Origin of the sequence: Tardiphaga sp. 37S4 (assembly GCF_021044645.1) — a bacterium.
GTDB classification, from domain to species: Bacteria; Pseudomonadota; Alphaproteobacteria; order Rhizobiales; family Xanthobacteraceae; genus Tardiphaga; species Tardiphaga robiniae.
The window spans coordinates 998,951-1,016,076 of the sequence record NZ_CP088008.1; the positions used below are offsets into that span (position 1 = coordinate 998,951).

Annotated in this window: 15 protein-coding genes and 1 pseudogene; 8 read left to right on the top strand and 8 right to left on the bottom strand. The window is 62.9% G+C overall.

What is annotated here, in order from left to right; genetic code table 11:
- Positions 1–49: 49 nt before the first annotated feature.
- Positions 50–1,586: pseudogene (locus tag LPB73_RS29195) on the bottom strand (AMP-binding protein).
- Between the two features lie 188 nt (positions 1,587–1,774).
- Between LPB73_RS29195 and LPB73_RS04810 the strand changes: the two are divergent.
- From LPB73_RS04810 to LPB73_RS04820, 3 genes are read left to right on the top strand one after another with little or no spacing between them, the layout of a single operon-like run.
- The gene (locus LPB73_RS04810) at positions 1,775–2,383 is read left to right on the top strand and encodes a LemA family protein (RefSeq protein ID WP_089265314.1); all 609 of its coding nucleotides are present in this window, start codon (positions 1,775–1,777) and stop codon (positions 2,381–2,383) included.
- Positions 2,384–2,406: 23 nt separating this feature from the next.
- Complete coding sequence (locus LPB73_RS04815; RefSeq protein ID WP_231079784.1) at positions 2,407–3,288, top strand: TPM domain-containing protein; 882 nt, start codon at positions 2,407–2,409, stop codon at positions 3,286–3,288.
- Positions 3,288–3,785 carry a TPM domain-containing protein gene (locus tag LPB73_RS04820; RefSeq protein WP_231079785.1) on the top strand — a complete coding sequence of 166 codons (498 nt, stop codon included), beginning with the start codon at positions 3,288–3,290 and terminating at the stop codon, positions 3,783–3,785. The genes LPB73_RS04815 and LPB73_RS04820 overlap by 1 nt, the downstream gene beginning before the upstream one ends.
- A gap of 122 nt (positions 3,786–3,907) precedes the next feature.
- On the opposite strand, the gene LPB73_RS04825 is transcribed toward LPB73_RS04820, so the two are convergent.
- Entirely contained in the window at positions 3,908–4,519 is a 612-nt protein-coding gene (locus LPB73_RS04825) for a glutathione S-transferase family protein (RefSeq protein ID WP_231079786.1), read from the bottom strand.
- 173 nt (positions 4,520–4,692) lie between these two features.
- Here LPB73_RS04825 and LPB73_RS04830 point away from each other — a divergent pair, with 173 nt between their 5' ends.
- The 3 genes from LPB73_RS04830 (at position 4,693) to LPB73_RS04840 (ending at position 7,444) form a co-directional block, all read left to right on the top strand.
- Positions 4,693–5,664: a hypothetical protein gene (locus LPB73_RS04830; protein ID WP_231081289.1), complete on the top strand. Its 972-nt coding sequence runs from the start codon at positions 4,693–4,695 to the stop codon at positions 5,662–5,664.
- Positions 5,665–5,758: 94 nt separating this feature from the next.
- A complete protein-coding gene (locus tag LPB73_RS04835) occupies positions 5,759–7,273 on the top strand; it encodes a hypothetical protein (RefSeq protein ID WP_231079787.1) in 1,515 nt (504 codons plus the stop codon).
- A 12-nt stretch (positions 7,274–7,285) separates the two neighbouring features.
- On the top strand, positions 7,286–7,444 hold the full coding sequence (locus LPB73_RS04840; RefSeq protein WP_231079788.1) for a hypothetical protein: 159 nt from the start codon (positions 7,286–7,288) through the stop codon (positions 7,442–7,444).
- Positions 7,445–7,515: 71 nt separating this feature from the next.
- Here the strand turns inward: LPB73_RS04840 and LPB73_RS04845 are convergent, their stop codons facing one another.
- From LPB73_RS04845 to putA, 3 genes are all read right to left on the bottom strand, one after another.
- Positions 7,516–8,082 (bottom strand): fasciclin domain-containing protein, encoded by a 567-nt coding sequence (locus LPB73_RS04845; protein ID WP_175368393.1) that lies wholly within the window; start codon positions 8,080–8,082, stop codon positions 7,516–7,518.
- A 217-nt stretch (positions 8,083–8,299) separates the two neighbouring features.
- Positions 8,300–9,505 carry a CaiB/BaiF CoA transferase family protein gene (locus LPB73_RS04850; protein ID WP_231079789.1) on the bottom strand — a complete coding sequence of 402 codons (1,206 nt, stop codon included), beginning with the start codon at positions 9,503–9,505 and terminating at the stop codon, positions 8,300–8,302.
- Positions 9,506–9,782: 277 nt separating this feature from the next.
- Positions 9,783–12,785: a bifunctional proline dehydrogenase/L-glutamate gamma-semialdehyde dehydrogenase PutA gene (gene putA / locus LPB73_RS04855; protein WP_231079790.1), complete on the bottom strand. Its 3,003-nt coding sequence runs from the start codon at positions 12,783–12,785 to the stop codon at positions 9,783–9,785.
- A gap of 112 nt (positions 12,786–12,897) precedes the next feature.
- Here putA and LPB73_RS04860 point away from each other — a divergent pair, with 112 nt between their 5' ends.
- Both LPB73_RS04860 and LPB73_RS04865 read left to right on the top strand, forming a co-directional pair.
- On the top strand, positions 12,898–13,362 hold the full coding sequence (locus LPB73_RS04860) for an Lrp/AsnC ligand binding domain-containing protein (RefSeq protein ID WP_068734214.1): 465 nt from the start codon (positions 12,898–12,900) through the stop codon (positions 13,360–13,362).
- A gap of 92 nt (positions 13,363–13,454) precedes the next feature.
- Positions 13,455–14,096 (top strand): hypothetical protein, encoded by a 642-nt coding sequence (locus LPB73_RS04865; RefSeq protein WP_414716859.1) that lies wholly within the window; start codon positions 13,455–13,457, stop codon positions 14,094–14,096.
- 281 nt (positions 14,097–14,377) lie between these two features.
- Here LPB73_RS04865 and LPB73_RS04870 read toward each other — a convergent pair whose 3' ends face one another.
- The 3 genes from LPB73_RS04870 to LPB73_RS04880 all read right to left on the bottom strand — a co-directional run bounded on the left by LPB73_RS04870 (position 14,378) and on the right by LPB73_RS04880 (position 17,073).
- Positions 14,378–14,578: a cold-shock protein gene (locus tag LPB73_RS04870; RefSeq protein ID WP_068734210.1), complete on the bottom strand. Its 201-nt coding sequence runs from the start codon at positions 14,576–14,578 to the stop codon at positions 14,378–14,380.
- 322 nt (positions 14,579–14,900) lie between these two features.
- Complete coding sequence (locus LPB73_RS04875; protein WP_068734241.1) at positions 14,901–15,146, bottom strand: hypothetical protein; 246 nt, start codon at positions 15,144–15,146, stop codon at positions 14,901–14,903.
- A 166-nt stretch (positions 15,147–15,312) separates the two neighbouring features.
- Positions 15,313–17,073 (bottom strand): adenylate/guanylate cyclase domain-containing protein, encoded by a 1,761-nt coding sequence (locus LPB73_RS04880; RefSeq protein ID WP_231079791.1) that lies wholly within the window; start codon positions 17,071–17,073, stop codon positions 15,313–15,315.
- Between the last annotated feature and the right edge of the window lie 53 nt (positions 17,074–17,126).

Below are 17,126 nucleotides of genomic sequence, written 5' to 3' on the forward strand. Positions count from 1 at the left end.
TGCGCAAGATGCACACGCGCCCCGGAATGACGGCGTTAGTGCTAAGCGCTTACCCCACCATCCGCTCGCGCCCGACCCAGAAGCTCGCGCGCAGCGCCTTCTTGTCGATCTTGCCGACGCCGGTCATCGGCAGCTCCGTCACGAACTTGATGTGCTTGGGCGCATGGGCCGAACCCTTGCGGGTCTTCACCAGATTGATCAGCTCATCCGCATCCGGCTTCGCACCGCCACGCGCGACCACGATGGCGGTGACAGCCTCGCCCCATTTGTCGTCGGGAACGCCGACGACGGCGCACATGGCGACATCGGCATGGGTGGTCAACACATCCTCGATCTCACGCGGGAAGATGTTGAAGCCGCCGGAGACGATCATGTCCTTCTTGCGGTCGAGGATGAACATGTAGCCGCGCTCGTCGGCGCGGGCGATGTCACCGGTGTGCAGCCAGCCATTCTTGAGCGTTTCGGCCGTCTGCTCCGGCCGCTTCCAGTATTCCTTCATCACATGCGGTGCGCGCACGCAGATCTCGCCGGCCTCGCCGGGCGAGACCTCCTGATCGTCATCGTCGAGAATGCGGACATCGCAGACCGCGATTGGAAAACCGCAGGACAAAAACAGCTCAGGCTTCTTCGGATCATGATCCGTCTTGCGCAGCACCGACACTGGATAGCATTCGGTCTGCCCATAAAGTTGCGAGAACACCGGGCCGATACGTTCGATGCCTTCCACCAGCCGGCTCGGTGACATCGGCGATGCGCCGTAAAGCACCAGATCGAGCGACGATAGGTCGGTCTTTGACAGCGTCGGGTTGTCGAGCAACACATAGATCATGGTCGGCACGAACAGCGTGAAATTGATCCGCTCCCGTTCGATGGTCTTGAGCACCGCTTCGGGATCAAAACCTTTCAGCATATGTACCGTGCCGCCGCGCATCAGCGTCGGCAGCACCTTGGTGCCGGCGACATGGCTGATGGGCGCCACCGTGAGATAGCTCGGCGTGTCCGGGATCTCGAAGTCGGACAGAATGGCGCTGGCAAAGCCCGACACTTGGATTTCCGGTGGTGCCGCCGGTGTAGTTCAGAACGGCGATGTCATCGACCTGTGCAAAGTCCCGCGCAGTGGCGCTGCCGCCCGAGCCGACGACTTTCAGAAGATCGATGCCATAATCCGCACGGCCCAGCGTGAACACGTGTTGCAGGCCCTGTGCGCGCGAGGCGAGCTCGCCGCCGCGCTGCAGGAAATTGTCGGCATCGATGATCAGGATCGTTGCTTCGGCGTCCTCGATCTGGTCGATCTGATCCTGCATCGAGCCCAGCGGGTGCAGCCATGAGATTGCGAAACGCGACAGTTGCGCGGCGACGCCGGCGCACCAGGTGTCGGCGCGGTTGGCCGTGAGCAGCGCCACTTTCGTGCCGGGCGATGCGCCGAGGTTCATGAACACATTCTGCAGCCGCCCGATCAGGTCCGTGGTGCCGCGATAGGTGATCGAGCCGCCGGGCCAGCTGAAAGCGATGCGATCCGGATAGCGCGCCAGCGCCCGCAAGGTCTGCGCCCCGACCGTCGGAAACGTGTTCAGCACGTCCGTCATGGAAACCTCCCCAAATGTCCTCGGCTTCTGTGGGCCGATGGTTCTGGCAAGGCTAACAATGAATGCCGGGCATGCAAACATAAACCCGTATGGGCATTGCAGCATTCGCGATGAACTTGTGGCGGCTTTCGTCGTTTGCCTGTGCTAGAAGCGGTCGAGCCATTTGAGCCGCGTCACAGGAGAATTTCATGCGCAAGTTTTTGACCGTGCTGGCAGCACTGGCGACCCTCAGCCTGACCAATTGCGGTTACAACGCGATTCAGACCAATGATGAGCAGGTCAAGTCGGCCTGGTCGGAAGTGGTCAACCAGTATCAGCGCCGCGCGGACCTCGTGCCGAATCTCGTGAATTCCGTGAAGGGCTTTGCGCAACAGGAGAAGGACGTTCTTCTGGGCGTCACAAATGCACGCGCCAAGGTTGGCTCGGTGCAGGCGACGCCTGATGTGGTCAACGATCCTGCCGCGCTGCAGAAATTCCAGGCCGCGCAAGGCGAACTCTCCAGCGCGCTGTCGCGCTTGCTCGTGGTCACCGAGAATTATCCGCAGCTCAAGTCGGACGCGCTGTTCAAGGATCTGATGTCGCAGCTCGAAGGCACCGAGAACCGCATCACCGTGGCGCGCAACCGCTACATCAAGTCGGTGCAGGATTATAACGTCGGTGTGCGCACCTTCCCGAACAATCTGACGGCCATGATGTTCGGCTACAAGGAGAAGGCGAATTTCTCCGTCGCCAATGAGAGCGAGATTTCGACCGCACCGAAGGTCGACTTCAACCCGACGCCGGCGCCCGCGAAATAGCCGGTGCCGATCAGGCCGATCCGATGAAGGCGATCAAAGCCTGTCTGCTGGCATTACTGATGTGCTGGAGCGCCGTCGCTCTGGCCGATGTGGCTGTGCCGGCTCTGACGGGGCGCGTGGTCGACCAGACCGCGACGCTGAGCCAGAGCGAACAGGCGTCCCTCGACAGCACGCTGCGTGATTTCGAGTCGCGCAAGGGCAGCCAGATCGTGGTGCTGATCGTGCCCACCACGGCGCCGGAAGCCATCGCGCAATACTCCATCCGCGTTGCCGAAGCCTGGAAGATCGGCCGCAAGAAAGTCGATGACGGCGCGATCCTGCTGGTCGCCAAGGATGATCGCAAGCTCCGCATCGAAGTTGGCTACGGCCTCGAAGGCGCGCTGACCGACGTCACGACAAAACGGATCATGGACGAGATCATCACGCCGCGCTTCAAGACCGGCGATTTCGCCGGTGGCATCACAGCCGGCGTCAACCAGATCATCAAGGTGATCGACGGCGAGCCGCTGCCGGCGCCGGATGAATGGAAGGGCAATTCGAATGCCCTCGATCAGATCGTGGAATATGCCCCGTTCCTGCTGTTCGGCGTGCTGATCTTCGGCAGCATCCTGCGCAATATCTTCGGCCGGCTGTTCGGCTCGCTGGCGACCGGCGGGCTCGTCACCACGGTGGTCTGGTTGGTCGCCGGCAGCCTGCTGTTCGGCGGCATTCTCGGCGCGATCGCGTTTTTCTTTACGCTGATCAGCGAAGCCCTCATGTCGGGCGGCGGAGGCGGTGGACGCCGCGGTGGTGGCTATATTGGGGGCGTCGGCGGTTCCTGGTCGTCAGGGAGTTCATCGAGCAGCGGCGGCTTCAGTGGAGGCGGTGGCAGTTTCGGTGGCGGCGGCGCTTCGGGGAGTTGGTGATGAGCCTGAAACGCATCGGCAACCATCTGCTCGGCAATCGCTCGCGGGTCCGCAAGGCGTTCCCGCCGCAATCGCTCGCAAGGATCGAGCAGGCCATCAAGGCCTCCGAAGCCAGCCATGCCGGACAGATCCGCTTTGTCGTCGAGGGCGCGCTGGACGGCGCGCCGCTGTTCCGCAATCAGTCCGCCCGCGAACGCGCCATCGATGTGTTCGCGCAACTGCGCGTCTGGGACACCGCGCATAACAACGGCGTGCTGATCTATCTGCTGCTCGCCGATCGCGACGTCGAGATCGTGGTCGATCGCGGCATCGATGCCCGCGTCGGCAAAGCCGGCTGGGAAGCGATCTGCCAGATGATGGAAGCCGAGTTTCGCGCCGGGCATTTCGAACAGGGCGTGATCAAGGGCATCACTGTTGTGACGCAGCATCTGGCGGCTCACTTCCCGCGGGACGGCGCGTCTGTGAATGAGCTGCCCGATGCGCCGGTGGTGCTGTAACGCGCTGCTCCCTCAGCCGTCATTGCGAGCGTAGCGAAGCAATCCAGTCTTCGCTTGTGACCTTCTGGATTGCCGCGTCGCTTCGCTCCTCGCAATGACGTGGAGAGGCCATTGACCTCCGCTCACGCCTTCACACTCTCCCGCGCATTCACCCGCTCGAACCACGCCGCGACCTTCGCATTGCCCCGATCCCACGGCTGCTTCACCTTGTCGGCGAAATCGAGCCAGCAAAACAACACGATGTCGGCCATCGTGAACCGCTCGCCGCAGATGAAGGTCTTGCCGCCCATCTGTCCGTCGAGCCAGCGCAGCCGGTCGATGGCGATTGTCTTCAGGCCCGGCGCGCCTTCGGGTACGCAGACGATGCGCGTCTCGAAGCGCTTCAACCCCTCCGAAAAGCGATAGCCATTGGCGATGTGCTGGCAGATGTTGAGATCGACGCGCTGGCGCCACATCCGTGCCTCCGCGCGCTGTTCCGGCGTAGTGCCGATCAGCGGCGGCGTCGGATGTGTTTCCTCGACATATTCACAGATCGCGACGGTTTCGGACACATAGGCGCCGTCGTCGAGTTCGAGCGTCGGCATCTGCCCATGCGGATTGCGCGCCAGATGCGCGGGTTCGCGGTTCTCGCCAGCAGCAAGATCTACGGTCTGGACGGGGAGGCTGATGCCCTTCTCGGCCAAGAACATGCGCACCACGCGCGGATTCGGTCCGATGGAATCGTAGAGCTTCATGGCATTTCCCCGATTGTTCTGTTTGCAGGTGTTGTGCGAGCGGGGCGCGTGCGCGTCAAGCAACGGTTCCGCCGCCGGATAAGAGGTGAAATTTTCGTAAGCACGGTGGCCGGTAAGGATTTGGCAAGCAATGAAAGTTACCAAAGTGTTCATCTATTCCGGAGAATTTGATCGTGAGCGAGCACAAGGCCGATTCCACCCCAGACGTCAGCGGCGATCACGTCGACACCGGCGCGGCGGCGGCCGGTTCCCACGATGCTGACATCCACGTGGATTCGCCGAAGCTCGCACCGGAGCAAGGCGACGATCGCAGCAGTGCTGACCGCCCCGCCCAGATGCCAAAGAGGGAAGCGCCGAAGCTCGGCGCGCCCGGTCGGATCACCATCATGGCTCCCTCCCGCGACAGCGGCCCGCATGATGGCGCGTCCCGCGAGAATGCGTCGCGCGAGCGCTCGTGGGAAGACTTCGTCAATTCCGAGCCGAAGATCGAGTCGGCAGAGAAGGCTGGCCGCAGCCGGATGATGGCGATTGCCGCGATGATCGCGCTGGGCATCACCGTCGGCGCAGTCGGCGGTTCGGTGGCCATGTCGGGCCTCGGCAAGCTGTTTGCCGCCGACGATACCAAGTCGACCAACCAGGCACTGGAAGAACACATCGCCCGTCTCGACGGCGAACTCTCGGCGCTCAAGGCCGAGGTCGACCGCAACGCCAAGCAGTCCATTGCGGCGCGCGCGAAGTCTGCCGATCGTCTCGACAAGCTCGAGAAGGCGCAGGCTGAACCGGCCGCGAAACTCGCCAAGCTGAGCGAGACCGTCGAAAAGCTGCGCACCACGCCGCCGCCTGCTGCTACGCCCGCGCCGGCCCCTGCACCGGTTGCCTCGGCACCGGCCAAGGAAGTCACCGGTTCGATCAACACCCCGGTGCCGACCCCCGCACCGAAGCCCGAAGTTGCGCGCCTGCCCATGGTCGAAGGCTGGCGCATCATCGACATCGCCGGCGGCGGTGCCACTATCGAGGGCCGTGCCGGAATCTTCGAAGTCTATGCCGGCGATCCGGTTCCGGGTCTCGGCCGCGTCGATGCGATCCGCAAGCAGGACGGTCGCTGGACAGTGGTCACGAGCCGCGGCCTGATCGTCGCCCGCTGATCCGCCCTTCCTGTGATGACTGCGCTCAGGCCGCTGCTGGTGCAGCGGCCTTTGTTTTGGGCTAGCCTCCCGACGTGACGTTTGGGATTGCGCCGTGCGACTTCGCTTGAGCTTCATTGCCGTGCTGCTCTGCCTCGAGGCTCCCGTCGCGCGGGCGGATGAGGGCAATGGTCTCGCCGTCACCGATCCCGGTGTGTTGCGGGCACTGGAAACGCACAACACCCACGGTCTCAGCCTCGCGCAGCTGCTAGATCCCGCGCGGACAACGCCGATCCCCAACGACGCGCTGTTTGCTCTGCCTGCGATGACACAAATCCGCGCCGCGCTGGATGATGCCTTTGCGCGCTATCTCGCCGATCATCAAAAGCATCAGCCGCGCGTGAGGATCGGAGTCGGCCCCGGCCATGACGTGCAACTGTTCGACCAGGCGATGCTGACATCGCCGGACGCGCGGTTCGTTCTCGCCGGAATCGTTAACCGCATGGATCGGGCCTATGTCGCGCCGGATACCTGCGGTGAGATCAGGCTGATCTATCGCCTCACGCGCACGGCCGCTGGCACAACGCCGCCGCGCCTGCCGATGACGCTCAATCTTGTGCTTCGTGCGAAGGATCCGAACGATGCGTCGGTGACATGCGCGGATCTCGCCGGGCGCTGGCTCGATTCTGCGTTGTTCACCGAGACTGGCGCTGCGCGCGCGGATCGCTTGCTGAAACCGGATGGTCCGCTTGCGACAATCACAGCCGCGCATGTCGATCGCGTCGAGACCAATCTGCAGATTGTGCATCGACCGAAGTCCGAGACGCAGGAATTCCGCACCGACTATTTGCAGAAGGTGTTTCGCTTCGATGCCACCGTGAAGCAGTTTCGCGAGGCACCCATGGAGAACCAGATCGACCGTGACCGGTTGCTGGCTGATGCGGCGCTCGGTCGCGCGTTTCGCGACTGGCTGCTTGCGCCCGTCAATCTCCTTGCTTTCGATCGCGGTACAGTTTTGATCCCCGAGAAATTCCTTGCGACCATGTCGCTGTCGTCGACACCAGCCGGCTTTGCACCGTCGGCGCTACAGCCGGAGTTCGGGCTGATGGCAGCGGATGGTAAGGGGAGGGGTGTGTTCAGCGAGCGTGGCGTCATCGCCGCGCTGGAGCGGGCGGTGGCGCAGGGCGGCGCGCTCGAGAACATCCGCTCGCCCGCTGGCTTCGCGCGCCGGCTGAACGACATTACCTGCGGTGGCTGTCACCAGATCCGCGGCATCGGCGGCTTCCATTTTCCTGGTGCGAATACGCTGGCAGAGCAATCGCAGGGAACGGTTCCGGCATCGCCGCATTTCATCGGTGACCAGCCCCGCCGTCGCGATATCGTCATGGCGATACGCGATGGAAAGGCGCCGGATTTTTCGCGCGGCTTTTCGGATCGCCCGCAGATGCGTGGTAACAATGAACTCGCGGGATCGCCTCTCCTCGATGGCTGGGGCGCGACATGTTATCGACCGAAGCAGAACGGCGTCGCGGACAAGAGCTTCGCGTCCTGGACCTGTGCCGAAGGTCTCGCCTGTCAGCAGGTTGGCGCGGATGCGTCGTCTGCAATCGGCATGTGTTTCGTGAAATGAAATGAGGACGCGATGAACGAGACCGACAAAGAGATCAAGGAACGCGACATCGCGATCGCCGAGAACGAGAGCAAACAGCAGACGACAAGCAGCATCCGCGTCAGCGTCTGGGCGATCGGTGTAACGGTTCTGCTCGGGCTCGGCTTCTTCGGCTGGCTGCTGGCGCGCTAGTCGAAAAATATGCCTCTCCCTGCGGACAGGGAGAGGCGAGATGCGTCAATTCGGACTGTGCGTTGGAACGATCAGCCCGGCATCAGCACAGTGTTGACGACGTGGATCACGCCGTTCGACTGGTTGACGTTCGGGATCGTCACCGTGGAGGCGCCACCTTTGGCATCGACGATCGTGACCTTGCCGCCCGAACGCTTGACGGTGAGCTGTTCGCCTTCAACAGTCGTCAGCTTCTTGCCATCGGTGAGGTCGGCCGCCGAGAGCCGTCCGGGCACCACGTGATAGGTGAGGATCTTGGTGAGGGTCATCTTGTTCTCGGGCTGCACCAGCGTATTGACCGTGCCCTTCGGCAGTTTGCCGAATGCGGCATTGGTCGGCGCGAAGACGGTAAACGGGCCGGGGCTGGCCAGCGTATCGACGAGGCCGGCAGCTTTCACGGCGGCGACCAGTGTGGTGTGATCCTTTGAATTCACGGCGTTCTCGACGATATTCTTGGACGGATACATCGCGGCGCCGCCTACCATGACGGTGTTCTCGCCCTTCATCATCTTGGCAGCAGCAGGCTCAAGGAAGCTCGCCGAAATCATTAGCGTGCTGAAGGCGGCGAATGACAGCAGTGCAATGCGCTTCTTGGACATGGTCGTCTCCCGGTTGATAGTGGCGTCGCCGGCGGGGAATCCGCAGACGTCGTGATCTCGTCGTGCGCGACATGGCCAGTGCCTGTTGCGCTAACAAGATCAGCTACGCATTTTGGGAGAGACGGTTTCAGGTCGGCCCGTGACCACTTCGTGATCACAGGCCGCATCGCAATTTGAAACTCTTTCGCGCGGGCTGCGTAGTCCCCGCCGTGCGCGACTATGCTACCGTGCCGGAAGCGCGCAACCGCGCTATATCGGTATCATTGAAGCCCGCAGCGCGTAGGATCTCGTCGCTGTGCTGGCCGATCGACGGCGGCAGATGCGGCTTGCGCTTGGTCTCGCCGCCGATCCAGATCGGGCTGTTGATGGTGAGGATGTCGGTTCCCTCGAACGGGATCAGCACATCGTTGTCCTTCATCTGCTGATCGTTCGGAATATCGTCGAGGATGCCGACAAAGCCGAACACGAGGCCATTGCCGTCAAGTCGCTCGCGCCAGTCGGCGAGGTCGCGGGTCGCGAACACTTCGTCCAGGATCTTGATCAGTTCGACCGAGCGCGCATGGCGATCCGGTTTGGTTGCGAAGCGCGGATCGTCGCGCAGGTCCTCGCGGCCGAGGCATTTGGTGAAAGCCGGCCACTGCCGCTCCTCGGCGAGCAGCGACAGCATGATCCAGCGGCCGTCGCGGCACCTGTAGTGATTGGTGACGGCGTTGAGCGCTTCCTCGCGCGAGCGGCGCTTCTCGAACTTGGCGCCCACCAGCTTGGCCTGCGCCAGCACGCTCGACGACCACACGCCATTGGCCATCAGGTTGGATTTCACCTGGCAGCCCTTGCCGGTCTTCTCGCGCTTGTAAAGCGCGGTGACGATGGCGCCATACAGCGCCATGGCGCAGGGATGGTCGCCCATGCCGGCGATCGAACGCGCGGGCGTGGTGTCCTCGTCGGCGCGAACGAGATCCATCATGCCGGAGCGTGCCCACCAAGCGGTCGAGTCGAAGCCTGGCTTGTCGGCTTCCGCGCCCTTGTCGCCATAGCCGGTGAAGCAGGCATAGATCAGCTTCTCGTTCAGCGGTGCGATATCCTCATAGGCGATCTTCAGGCGCTTGCGCACCGGCGGTGGGAAATTGGTGATGAACACGTCCGCTTCGGCGATGAGCTTGTAGAGCACCGCTTGGCCTTCCGGCTTGGCGAGGTCGAGCGCGAGGCTCTTCTTGTTCCGGCTCTCCATCATCCACGCATAGTTGTGCTCGCTCTTGGGATAACCGGGCAGGTTGGGCAGATTGCGATAGGGGTCGCCGGCACCGGGCGGTTCGATCTTGATGACGTCGGCGCCGAAGTCGGACAGCACTGTGGCTGCGGCGGGCGCGGCGATGAAACTCGCGCAGTCCAGCACCTTCAGCCCTTTGAACAGACCGTCTTCCATGCGTCACTCCCGTCGCTTTTGTTCTGTGTGTTGTTCTTGCCGTCTGCCGGAATTTTATTCCATCTGGAATCCGGTGGCGCATTTGACCCATCTTCGACGGGTGATGCAACGGGCTCAGCTAACCCTCCCCTGGAGGGGGAGGGTCGCTGCGTGCATAGCGCGCAGCGGGTGGGGTGAAGCAGCAAGCTCCGTCGTTGTGGCTTCACCCCACCCCGTCTCGCAACACGCGTTGCGTGCTGCTCACCGACCCTCCCCCTCCAGGGGAGGGTAAGAAGGATCAGTTTTGATCTGTCATCAATGCTGCATTGCCACCCGCCGCGGCAGTGTTGATCGTGACGGTCTGCTCGGTGGCGAAGCGGGCGAGGTAATGCGGGCCGCCGGCTTTCGGCCCGGTGCCGGACAGGCCGAAGCCGCCGAAGGGCTGCACGCCGACCACGGCGCCGATCATGTTGCGGTTCACATAGACATTGCCGACCGGCAGGCGCGCGATAACGCGCTCAACCATATCGTCGATCCGCGAATGCACGCCGAGCGTGAGCCCGAAGCCGGTGTCGGCAATATCCTGCAGCACCTTGTCGAAGCCGGCAGCGCGGTAGCGCACCACATGCAGGATCGGGCCGAACACTTCCTCGGTGAGCCCACGTGCGCTCGCGAGTTCGAAAATATGCGGCGCGACGAAGTTGCCTACAGGTGCCGTGCCCGCAAAGTGTACGCGTGCCTCGATGGTCATGCGCGCGATATGCGCATCGAGCTTCTGCTTCGCCTCGGCGTCGATCACCGGGCCGATATGGGTGGCGGCATCACGGGGATCGCCCAGCTTGAGTTCCCGGGCCGCGCCCACGATCATCTCGATCATGCGGTCGGCGACATCGACCTGCACCAATAGTAGCCGCAGTGCCGAGCAACGCTGCCCGGCCGACCGGAACGCCGACATCACCACATCGTCGGCGACCTGTTCCGGCAGCGCGGTGGCATCGACGATCATCGCATTGATGCCGCCGGTCTCGGCGATCAGTGGCACGATCGGGCCATCCTTGGCGGCGAGGGCGCGGTTGATGGATCGCGCCACCTCTGTTGAGCCGGTGAACACCACACCGGCGATGGCGGGATGCGCGACGAGCGCCGCCCCGGTGCGGCCGTCGCCCAGGATCAGATGCAGTGCTGATGTGGGCACACCCGCTTCATGAAGCAGGCGTACGGCCCGTGCCGCGATGCGTGGCGTTTGTTCGGCCGGCTTGGCGACAACCGTATTGCCCGCCATCAGTGCGGCGCTGACCTGGCCGAGAAAGATCGCCAGCGGAAAATTCCATGGCGAGATGGCGACGAAGACGCCGCGGCCGCGCAGGCTCAACACGTTGCTCTCGCCGGTGGGCCCGGGCATTGTCTGGCTAGTGCCGAATTGCTTGCGGCCCCGCGCGGCGTAATAGCGGCAGAAGTCGATGGCCTCGCGGACTTCCGACAGCGCATCATCAAGCGTCTTGCCGCCTTCCTGTTGCAGCAATGCGATGAAGGACGCGCGGCGCTGTTCCAGACAATCGGCGGCGTTGTCGAGGATAGCCGCGCGTTTTTCAGCCGGGGTGTGGCTCCATGACGCAAAGCCGGCGCGTGCTGCCGTCACTGCAGCACCTGCCTGCTCGGCATTGGCATCGACCACCTTGTCCATGTCAGGCTTGCTGGTCGCAATCTCGGCCAGCAATTTGTTCAACGCAGCGCGTTCGCCGAATTCGATGCCGTGTGAATTGGTGCGCTCGGATCTATAGAGATCGCCAGGCAGCGGAATCTTCGCATGTCGTGCGCCGTCGGGCGCGCCGATGATCGCGGTAGGCCGCTTAAGCAGCGTCGTGATCGGCACAGCGTCATCCGCGGCGATCGCCACGAAAGATGAATTCGCGCCGTTCTCCAGCAGGCGCCGCACCAGATAGGCCAGTAGATCGCGATGGCTGCCGACCGGCGCATAGGTGCGCCAGCGAATGGCGGGATTATCTTGGCCGAGTTGCTCATAGAGCGCGTCGCCCATGCCATGCAGGCGCTGGAATTCGTAGCTGCCGCTGGGGCCGGCCAGTTCGAGGATGGTCGCTACCGTCAGCGCATTATGCGTGGCGAATTGCGGGAAGATGCGCGGCCGCAATGCCAGCAGTTTTCGCGCGCAGGCGATGTAGTTGAGGTCGGTCATCGCCTTGCGTGTGAATACCGGATAGCCAATGAGCCCGCGTTCCTGCGCGCGCTTGATCTCGGTGTCCCAATAGGCGCCCTTGACGAGGCGCACCATCATCTTGCGATCGTGACTGCGGGCCAGCGCGTCGATGTGGTCGATCACATCCGCGCAGCGCTTCTGATAGGCCTGGATCGCAAGCCCGAAACCGTCCCATCCCGCCAGCGACGGATCGGCAAAGGCCGCATCGATGACATCGAGCGACAATTCGAGCCGGTCGGCTTCTTCGGCATCGACGGTGAAATTGAGGTGATAGCTCTTCGCTTGCTGCGCCAGCGCGATCAGGCGCGGCACCAGTTCATGCATCACGCGCTCATGGCTCACCGCCTCATAGCGCGGATGCAATGCCGAGAGTTTGACCGAGATACCCGGCCGGTCCGGCAGCAGGTTGTTGCCCGCGGCGTGGCCGATGGCTGATATGGCCGAGGCATAGGAGTCGAAATAGCGCTGCGCGTCGTCGGCAGTGCGGGCGCCTTCGCCGAGCATGTCGAAGGAATAGCGCGCCGGACGCTCGGACGGCGTGCGGGCGCGGGCCAGCGCCGCGTCGATGGTTTCGCCGAGCACGAAATGGCTGCCCATCAGCCGCATCGCCTGGCGCGTCGCGGTGCGCACTGCGGGCAGGCCGATCCGCTTTGCCAGCCGGCCGAGCGTTCCCGTCGGCGTCTCGCCGGGCTGGATCGCGCGCTGCGAGATGCCGAGCGCCCAGGCCGAGGCATTGACCAGGAATGCGCTCGACCTGGTCTCGTGATGGATGAAATCACCCTGGCCGAGCTTGTCCTCGATAAAGGCGTCGGCGGTGCGTGCGTCCGGCACCCGCAGCAGCGCCTCGGCCAGCACCATCAGCGCAAGGCCCTCCTTGGTGGACAGCGCATATTCCCGCAGCATGTCCTCGACGCCGCCGAAGCGGTCGTCTTTGGCGCGGATCGCGTCGATCAGGCGCGTTGCCGTTGCGTCGATCCGCGCGTCCTGGGCGGGCGTCATGGCTGCGTCGGCCAGAAGCCCGGCGGCGATGGCCCCATCATCCGGTGCATAGGGAGCGGTGAAGGGAGGCATGAAATCGGGCGGCATGGGCGTTTCCTTGAATATCCTGCAAGCCTAATCCCGGTCTTTCCGTAGTTCGATAGGAGATATCGCGATTTTACCTTAGATATTCCGGAAATAGCCGTGCTATACCTCCGATATGAGCGATATCGACAAAATCGACCGGAAAATCCTCGCCGTCCTGCAGGCTGACGGCCGAATCGCCAATGTTGAGCTCGCCGAGAAGGTCGGCCTGTCCCCAACCTCGATCGGCGAGCGGTTGAAGCGGCTGCAGCGCGACGGTTACATCGAAGGCTATGGCGCGCGGCTCAACCCGCAGATGCTCGGTCTCGGCCTCCTCGTGTTCGTAGAAGTTCTGCTCGACAAGACCACGCCCGATGTATTCGAGCGCTTCGCCCGCGCCGTGCGGCTCGCGCCGGAAGTGCTGGAGTGCCACATGGTGGCCGGCGGTTTCGATTATCTGGTGAAGGCGCGCGTTGCCGACATGAGCGCCTATCGCCGTTTTCTCGGCGAGAGCCTGCTGGCGCTGCCCGGCGTGCGCGAGAGCCGCACTTACGCCGTCATGGAAGAAGTGAAGCGCGACGCACCGCTGCCGGTGGGATAGCGAACCGGGATAACACCACCGTTGCCTTGCCGTTGTCTTGGCAGCGTGGAGACCCTGCGTTAGGTTTCCGCGCGTTTTTCTCGGAGCAAATCATGCGGGCAGGCCACTTCAATCTTCGTGTCGCGGTAGCGGCAGCAATTTTTGCTGCGGCAGGACTCCTCTCCGCGTCTCATGCGCGCGCGATCGAAATGTCCCGCGAGGTCAGTGATCTCTACACGTCGGTGTCGATCTACCCGCCATCCGCCGGTTCCATGACCATCTGCTACGGCTTCGTCTGCCGGCGTCGCCACGCCTTCGATTTCACGCCTGCCGACAGGGCGGCGCTCACCAAGCTTCTCGCCGCGGGCAAGGCGTCGGCCGTGGCGGAACGCGCCGCGGTGCAGAAGGTGGTGGTGTGGTGGGACCGCCGCGTCGGCCCGGTGCTCGGCACCGACAAGCGGATCGCCAATGCGGATTTCCGCTATTTCGACGACAAGCACAATTTCGATTGCTGGGACACGACGCGCAACGTCACCAGCCTGCTGCTGATCATCCAGGACTGGGGTTTGCTCAAGCATCACACGGTGGGCAATCCGCGCTATCGCGGCAATGCGCTGGTGCTGCAGACGCCGCACAATACCGCCGTGCTGCTGGACCGCGCGACAGGCACCGAATGGGTCGTCGACATGTGGACGCGCGGCTATGCGCAGCTCCCGGACGTCAAACCGGCCGATCAGTGGGTCAAGGAAAACTGAAGCGGGGAATGGAGCGCCGTCGCGTCGCTGAGGCGTGCGTCACGTCAACTGGCGGCTCTGAGGAGCGGACCTTCGAAAGATCTCAGCTCGGGTTTTTGGAGTTAGGCTAGAGCGCACACCGCGGATCGAATTAGCGCAATCCTGCGTGAAACTGATTGCGTTGCAGGAGAGGTGCCCCTTTGGAGGAAACCGCTCGTGCCGAATGCGCTCTACATTGTTGAGGCGTGATCTGGAAAACTTCGGGGAAGCAGCCGGATCACACTGGTATCAAACCAGATGTATCAGACCTTGAGGTTCTCAGCCGAGGTCTTGCCGCGGTTGGCAACTTCCTCGAATTCAACGGTCTGTCCTTCGTTCAGTGTCGAAAGGCCAGCCTTCTCAACTGCCGAAATATGAACGAACACGTCCTTGCCGCCATTCGCCGGCTGGATGAATCCATAACCCTTCGTCGGGTTGAACCACTTCACAGTGCCTTTAGTCATCACGTCGTCTCCGCGGGATCAAAATCGATAACGAACTGCCGGTCCCCGCAAACCGGCATATCCGACATGCGCACGTTACCCGCGGATTGCCAAGCTTGATAGCTCAAACGGCGTGCAGAAATCGTCCAAACCGACCGTTATCTGTCCAATTTGCCGGGATTCGTCGCTATTCAGGATGTTTCCGACGCGGCGGAAGGTCGCAAAAGTAGAGTGCCGGGTTCGGTCGCAATACGACCATGCGTTGTCGCCTGCACGCGGGTGATATCGCTGCAATGCAAAACCCCGGCCAAGGTGACCGGGGTTCGCAGCCCTCATGCGAGGATTAGTAGCAGACGTTAACCGTGCGCCAGCGTAGGCCGTAGGGCGTCATCACGCGGCGGCTCACATAGCATCCACCGCCGCCACCGACATAGCCGACGCCGAAAGTGGGGCCGTAGAAGCCGCCGCCATGGAAGTGGTGGTGATGGCCATGCCAGCCCCAGCCATGGGCCGATGCGGTGGACGGCGTGAGCGCCATCGCGCCGAGGGAAGCTGCTGCAACGAATGCGAGTGCGAGTTTGCGAAACATGGTCATTCTCCTTCAGTGATGCGCGAAGCGCTGGTTGCGGGATCTGTCTGTTCGATCCATCGCAAATTCGTCGCATCGATTTCGGAGCGGGTTCGAAGAAATTCTGTAGGAATTTTCTGAATGCTTGTTCAGGCAAGCAAAGCGTGTGCGCCCTGCAGGAACAGTGTTAAAACGCGGAAACCATGTCGCTGGTAACGAGAGACGAAAGCACCTTCGCATCTGTGATCGTGCGGACATTCATCGGCGCGGCACGGCCGCGGATCGCAACGTCCTGTTGTGGCAGCGCGTCACCCGCGAGGCCTGCAGTGGTGCTTACTTCCTCGGAGATGATGACTTCGCAAGCGAGGCTCTTGGTCATGTCCTGCAGGCGCGCGGCGACATTGACCGCATCGCCGAGTGCGGTGAACACCATGTGATCGCGATAGCCAATATCGCCGACGATGACTTCGCCGCCGTGAATGCCGATGCCGAAACGCAGCGGCTGCGGCAGGTCATGGGCGAGGGCGCGATTGAGTTCGTCGATATTCTCGGCAATGAGCCGTGCAGCCTGCAGGGCCTGACGACACGCGGTCTGCGGATCGCAGGCGAGGCCGAACAGCGCCAGCTCGCCGTCGCCGATGAACTGGTTGGGCTTGCCGCCGCTTGCGATCACAGCTCGCGAGACGGCGTCGAGAAAGCGGTTGACGATGAACACGGTGTCGTAAGGCAGCCGCTTCTCGGCGAGCATGGTGGAGCCGCGCATGTCGACGAACATGCAGACGAGATAACGCTCCTGGCCGATCCGCGCCGGCTGCGATGCGTGCGCATTCGCGCTGGTCACCTGCGGCGCGAACAGTTGAACGAAGGCCACATCAGTTGTCGGCCGCAACTGGCAGGCCAGCCGGACCGCGGGATCTGCAGCGCCGCCGATCCTGCTCAGCACGAAGGCTTCCCGCGCGGAAGGTGCCGGCAATGTCTCGACACCGCTGGTGACGCGAATGCGGCAGGTCGAACAGCGCGCGCGTCCGCCGCAGACGCTGGCATGCGGCACGCGATGACGTAGGCTCGCTTCCAGCACGCTGAGGCCGAGAGGGACGCGCAGCTTGCGACCGTCGCTATAGGACAGATTGATCATCCCGGCGCGGCGTTCGACGACCATGCGGATGGCGCGGGCCGCGAGCACGATACCAAGCAGCGCGAGATAGCCGATCAGGAGATCGTCGGTGATGTCGCCCAGTGTCTGCTGCTGTGGAGCGGTGCCCATCCGGTCCGGGCCGAAATTCTCGGCCTGCCATTGCGGCGATGCCAGCTTGGCCTCGACCTCACGCTTGCCCTGGAAGATGCCAAGCAGCGCCAGTGTCGGGATCAGCACGGCAGCCGACAGAAGATAGGGCGCCAGGCTCCTGAAGTGTGCTTTCAGCCCCAGCCAGAAATACAATCCGATACAAGCATGTAGCCAGGAGACGACCACCACGAGATACATCGACCACGTCTTCGCGGGCGACGTGATCCAGCCATAGAACACCTGAGGATAGCTGCGATTGATGTCGTACAGGTTTTCTCCCAGGCGGACAGCGACCACATGGCCGACGATGAGTGCGGGAATGCTGAGCCCGAGGACCAGTTGCAGCGGCTCGACGGCTCGCCAGCGGAATTGCCGGCGTTCGAACAGCGCCCAGATGCCGAGCACGCCATGGATCGTCACCGCCGAATAGAAGGTCACCGCGACCGGAAAGAACTGCCAGAAGCCGGCATGGATGACGACGCCGGTCTGCAACGCGTCGAGCGAGATATTGCCAAGCGCGTGATTCAGAAAATGGCTGAGCAGATAGGTGAACAGCACGAGTCCGCAGACCAGCCTGACCTGGCGCAGCCCGATGCCGCGCCACCACGCGGTGGCGGGGGTGGCCCCGGGCGGCCTGCCGGCTGTCTTGAACGTCGCGTCCATGGCGAAACCCTACGGCGAGACGCGCTCCGATGCCATCCGGAGCGGCCTCCGGA

Bases quoted from the DNA above. Each gene is read 5' to 3' on its own strand.
- LPB73_RS04840 (WP_231079788.1), top strand. From the start codon at position 7,286: ATGAACGAGACCGACAAAGAGATCAAGGAACGCGACATCGCGATCGCC.
- LPB73_RS04865 (WP_414716859.1), top strand. From the start codon at position 13,455: ATGCGGGCAGGCCACTTCAATCTTCGTGTCGCGGTAGCGGCAGCAATT.
- LPB73_RS04820 (WP_231079785.1), top strand. From the start codon at position 3,288: ATGAGCCTGAAACGCATCGGCAACCATCTGCTCGGCAATCGCTCGCGG.
- LPB73_RS04825 (WP_231079786.1), bottom strand. From the start codon at position 4,519: ATGAAGCTCTACGATTCCATCGGACCGAATCCGCGCGTGGTGCGCATG.
- LPB73_RS04845 (WP_175368393.1), bottom strand. From the start codon at position 8,082: ATGTCCAAGAAGCGCATTGCACTGCTGTCATTCGCCGCCTTCAGCACG.
- LPB73_RS04860 (WP_068734214.1), top strand. From the start codon at position 12,898: ATGAGCGATATCGACAAAATCGACCGGAAAATCCTCGCCGTCCTGCAG.
- LPB73_RS04815 (WP_231079784.1), top strand. From the start codon at position 2,407: ATGAAGGCGATCAAAGCCTGTCTGCTGGCATTACTGATGTGCTGGAGC.
- LPB73_RS04870 (WP_068734210.1), bottom strand. From the start codon at position 14,578: ATGACTAAAGGCACTGTGAAGTGGTTCAACCCGACGAAGGGTTATGGA.
- LPB73_RS04875 (WP_068734241.1), bottom strand. From the start codon at position 15,146: ATGTTTCGCAAACTCGCACTCGCATTCGTTGCAGCAGCTTCCCTCGGC.
- LPB73_RS04880 (WP_231079791.1), bottom strand. From the start codon at position 17,073: ATGGACGCGACGTTCAAGACAGCCGGCAGGCCGCCCGGGGCCACCCCC.
- LPB73_RS04810 (WP_089265314.1), top strand. From the start codon at position 1,775: ATGCGCAAGTTTTTGACCGTGCTGGCAGCACTGGCGACCCTCAGCCTG.
- LPB73_RS04850 (WP_231079789.1), bottom strand. From the start codon at position 9,505: ATGGAAGACGGTCTGTTCAAAGGGCTGAAGGTGCTGGACTGCGCGAGT.
- putA (WP_231079790.1), bottom strand. From the start codon at position 12,785: ATGCCGCCCGATTTCATGCCTCCCTTCACCGCTCCCTATGCACCGGAT.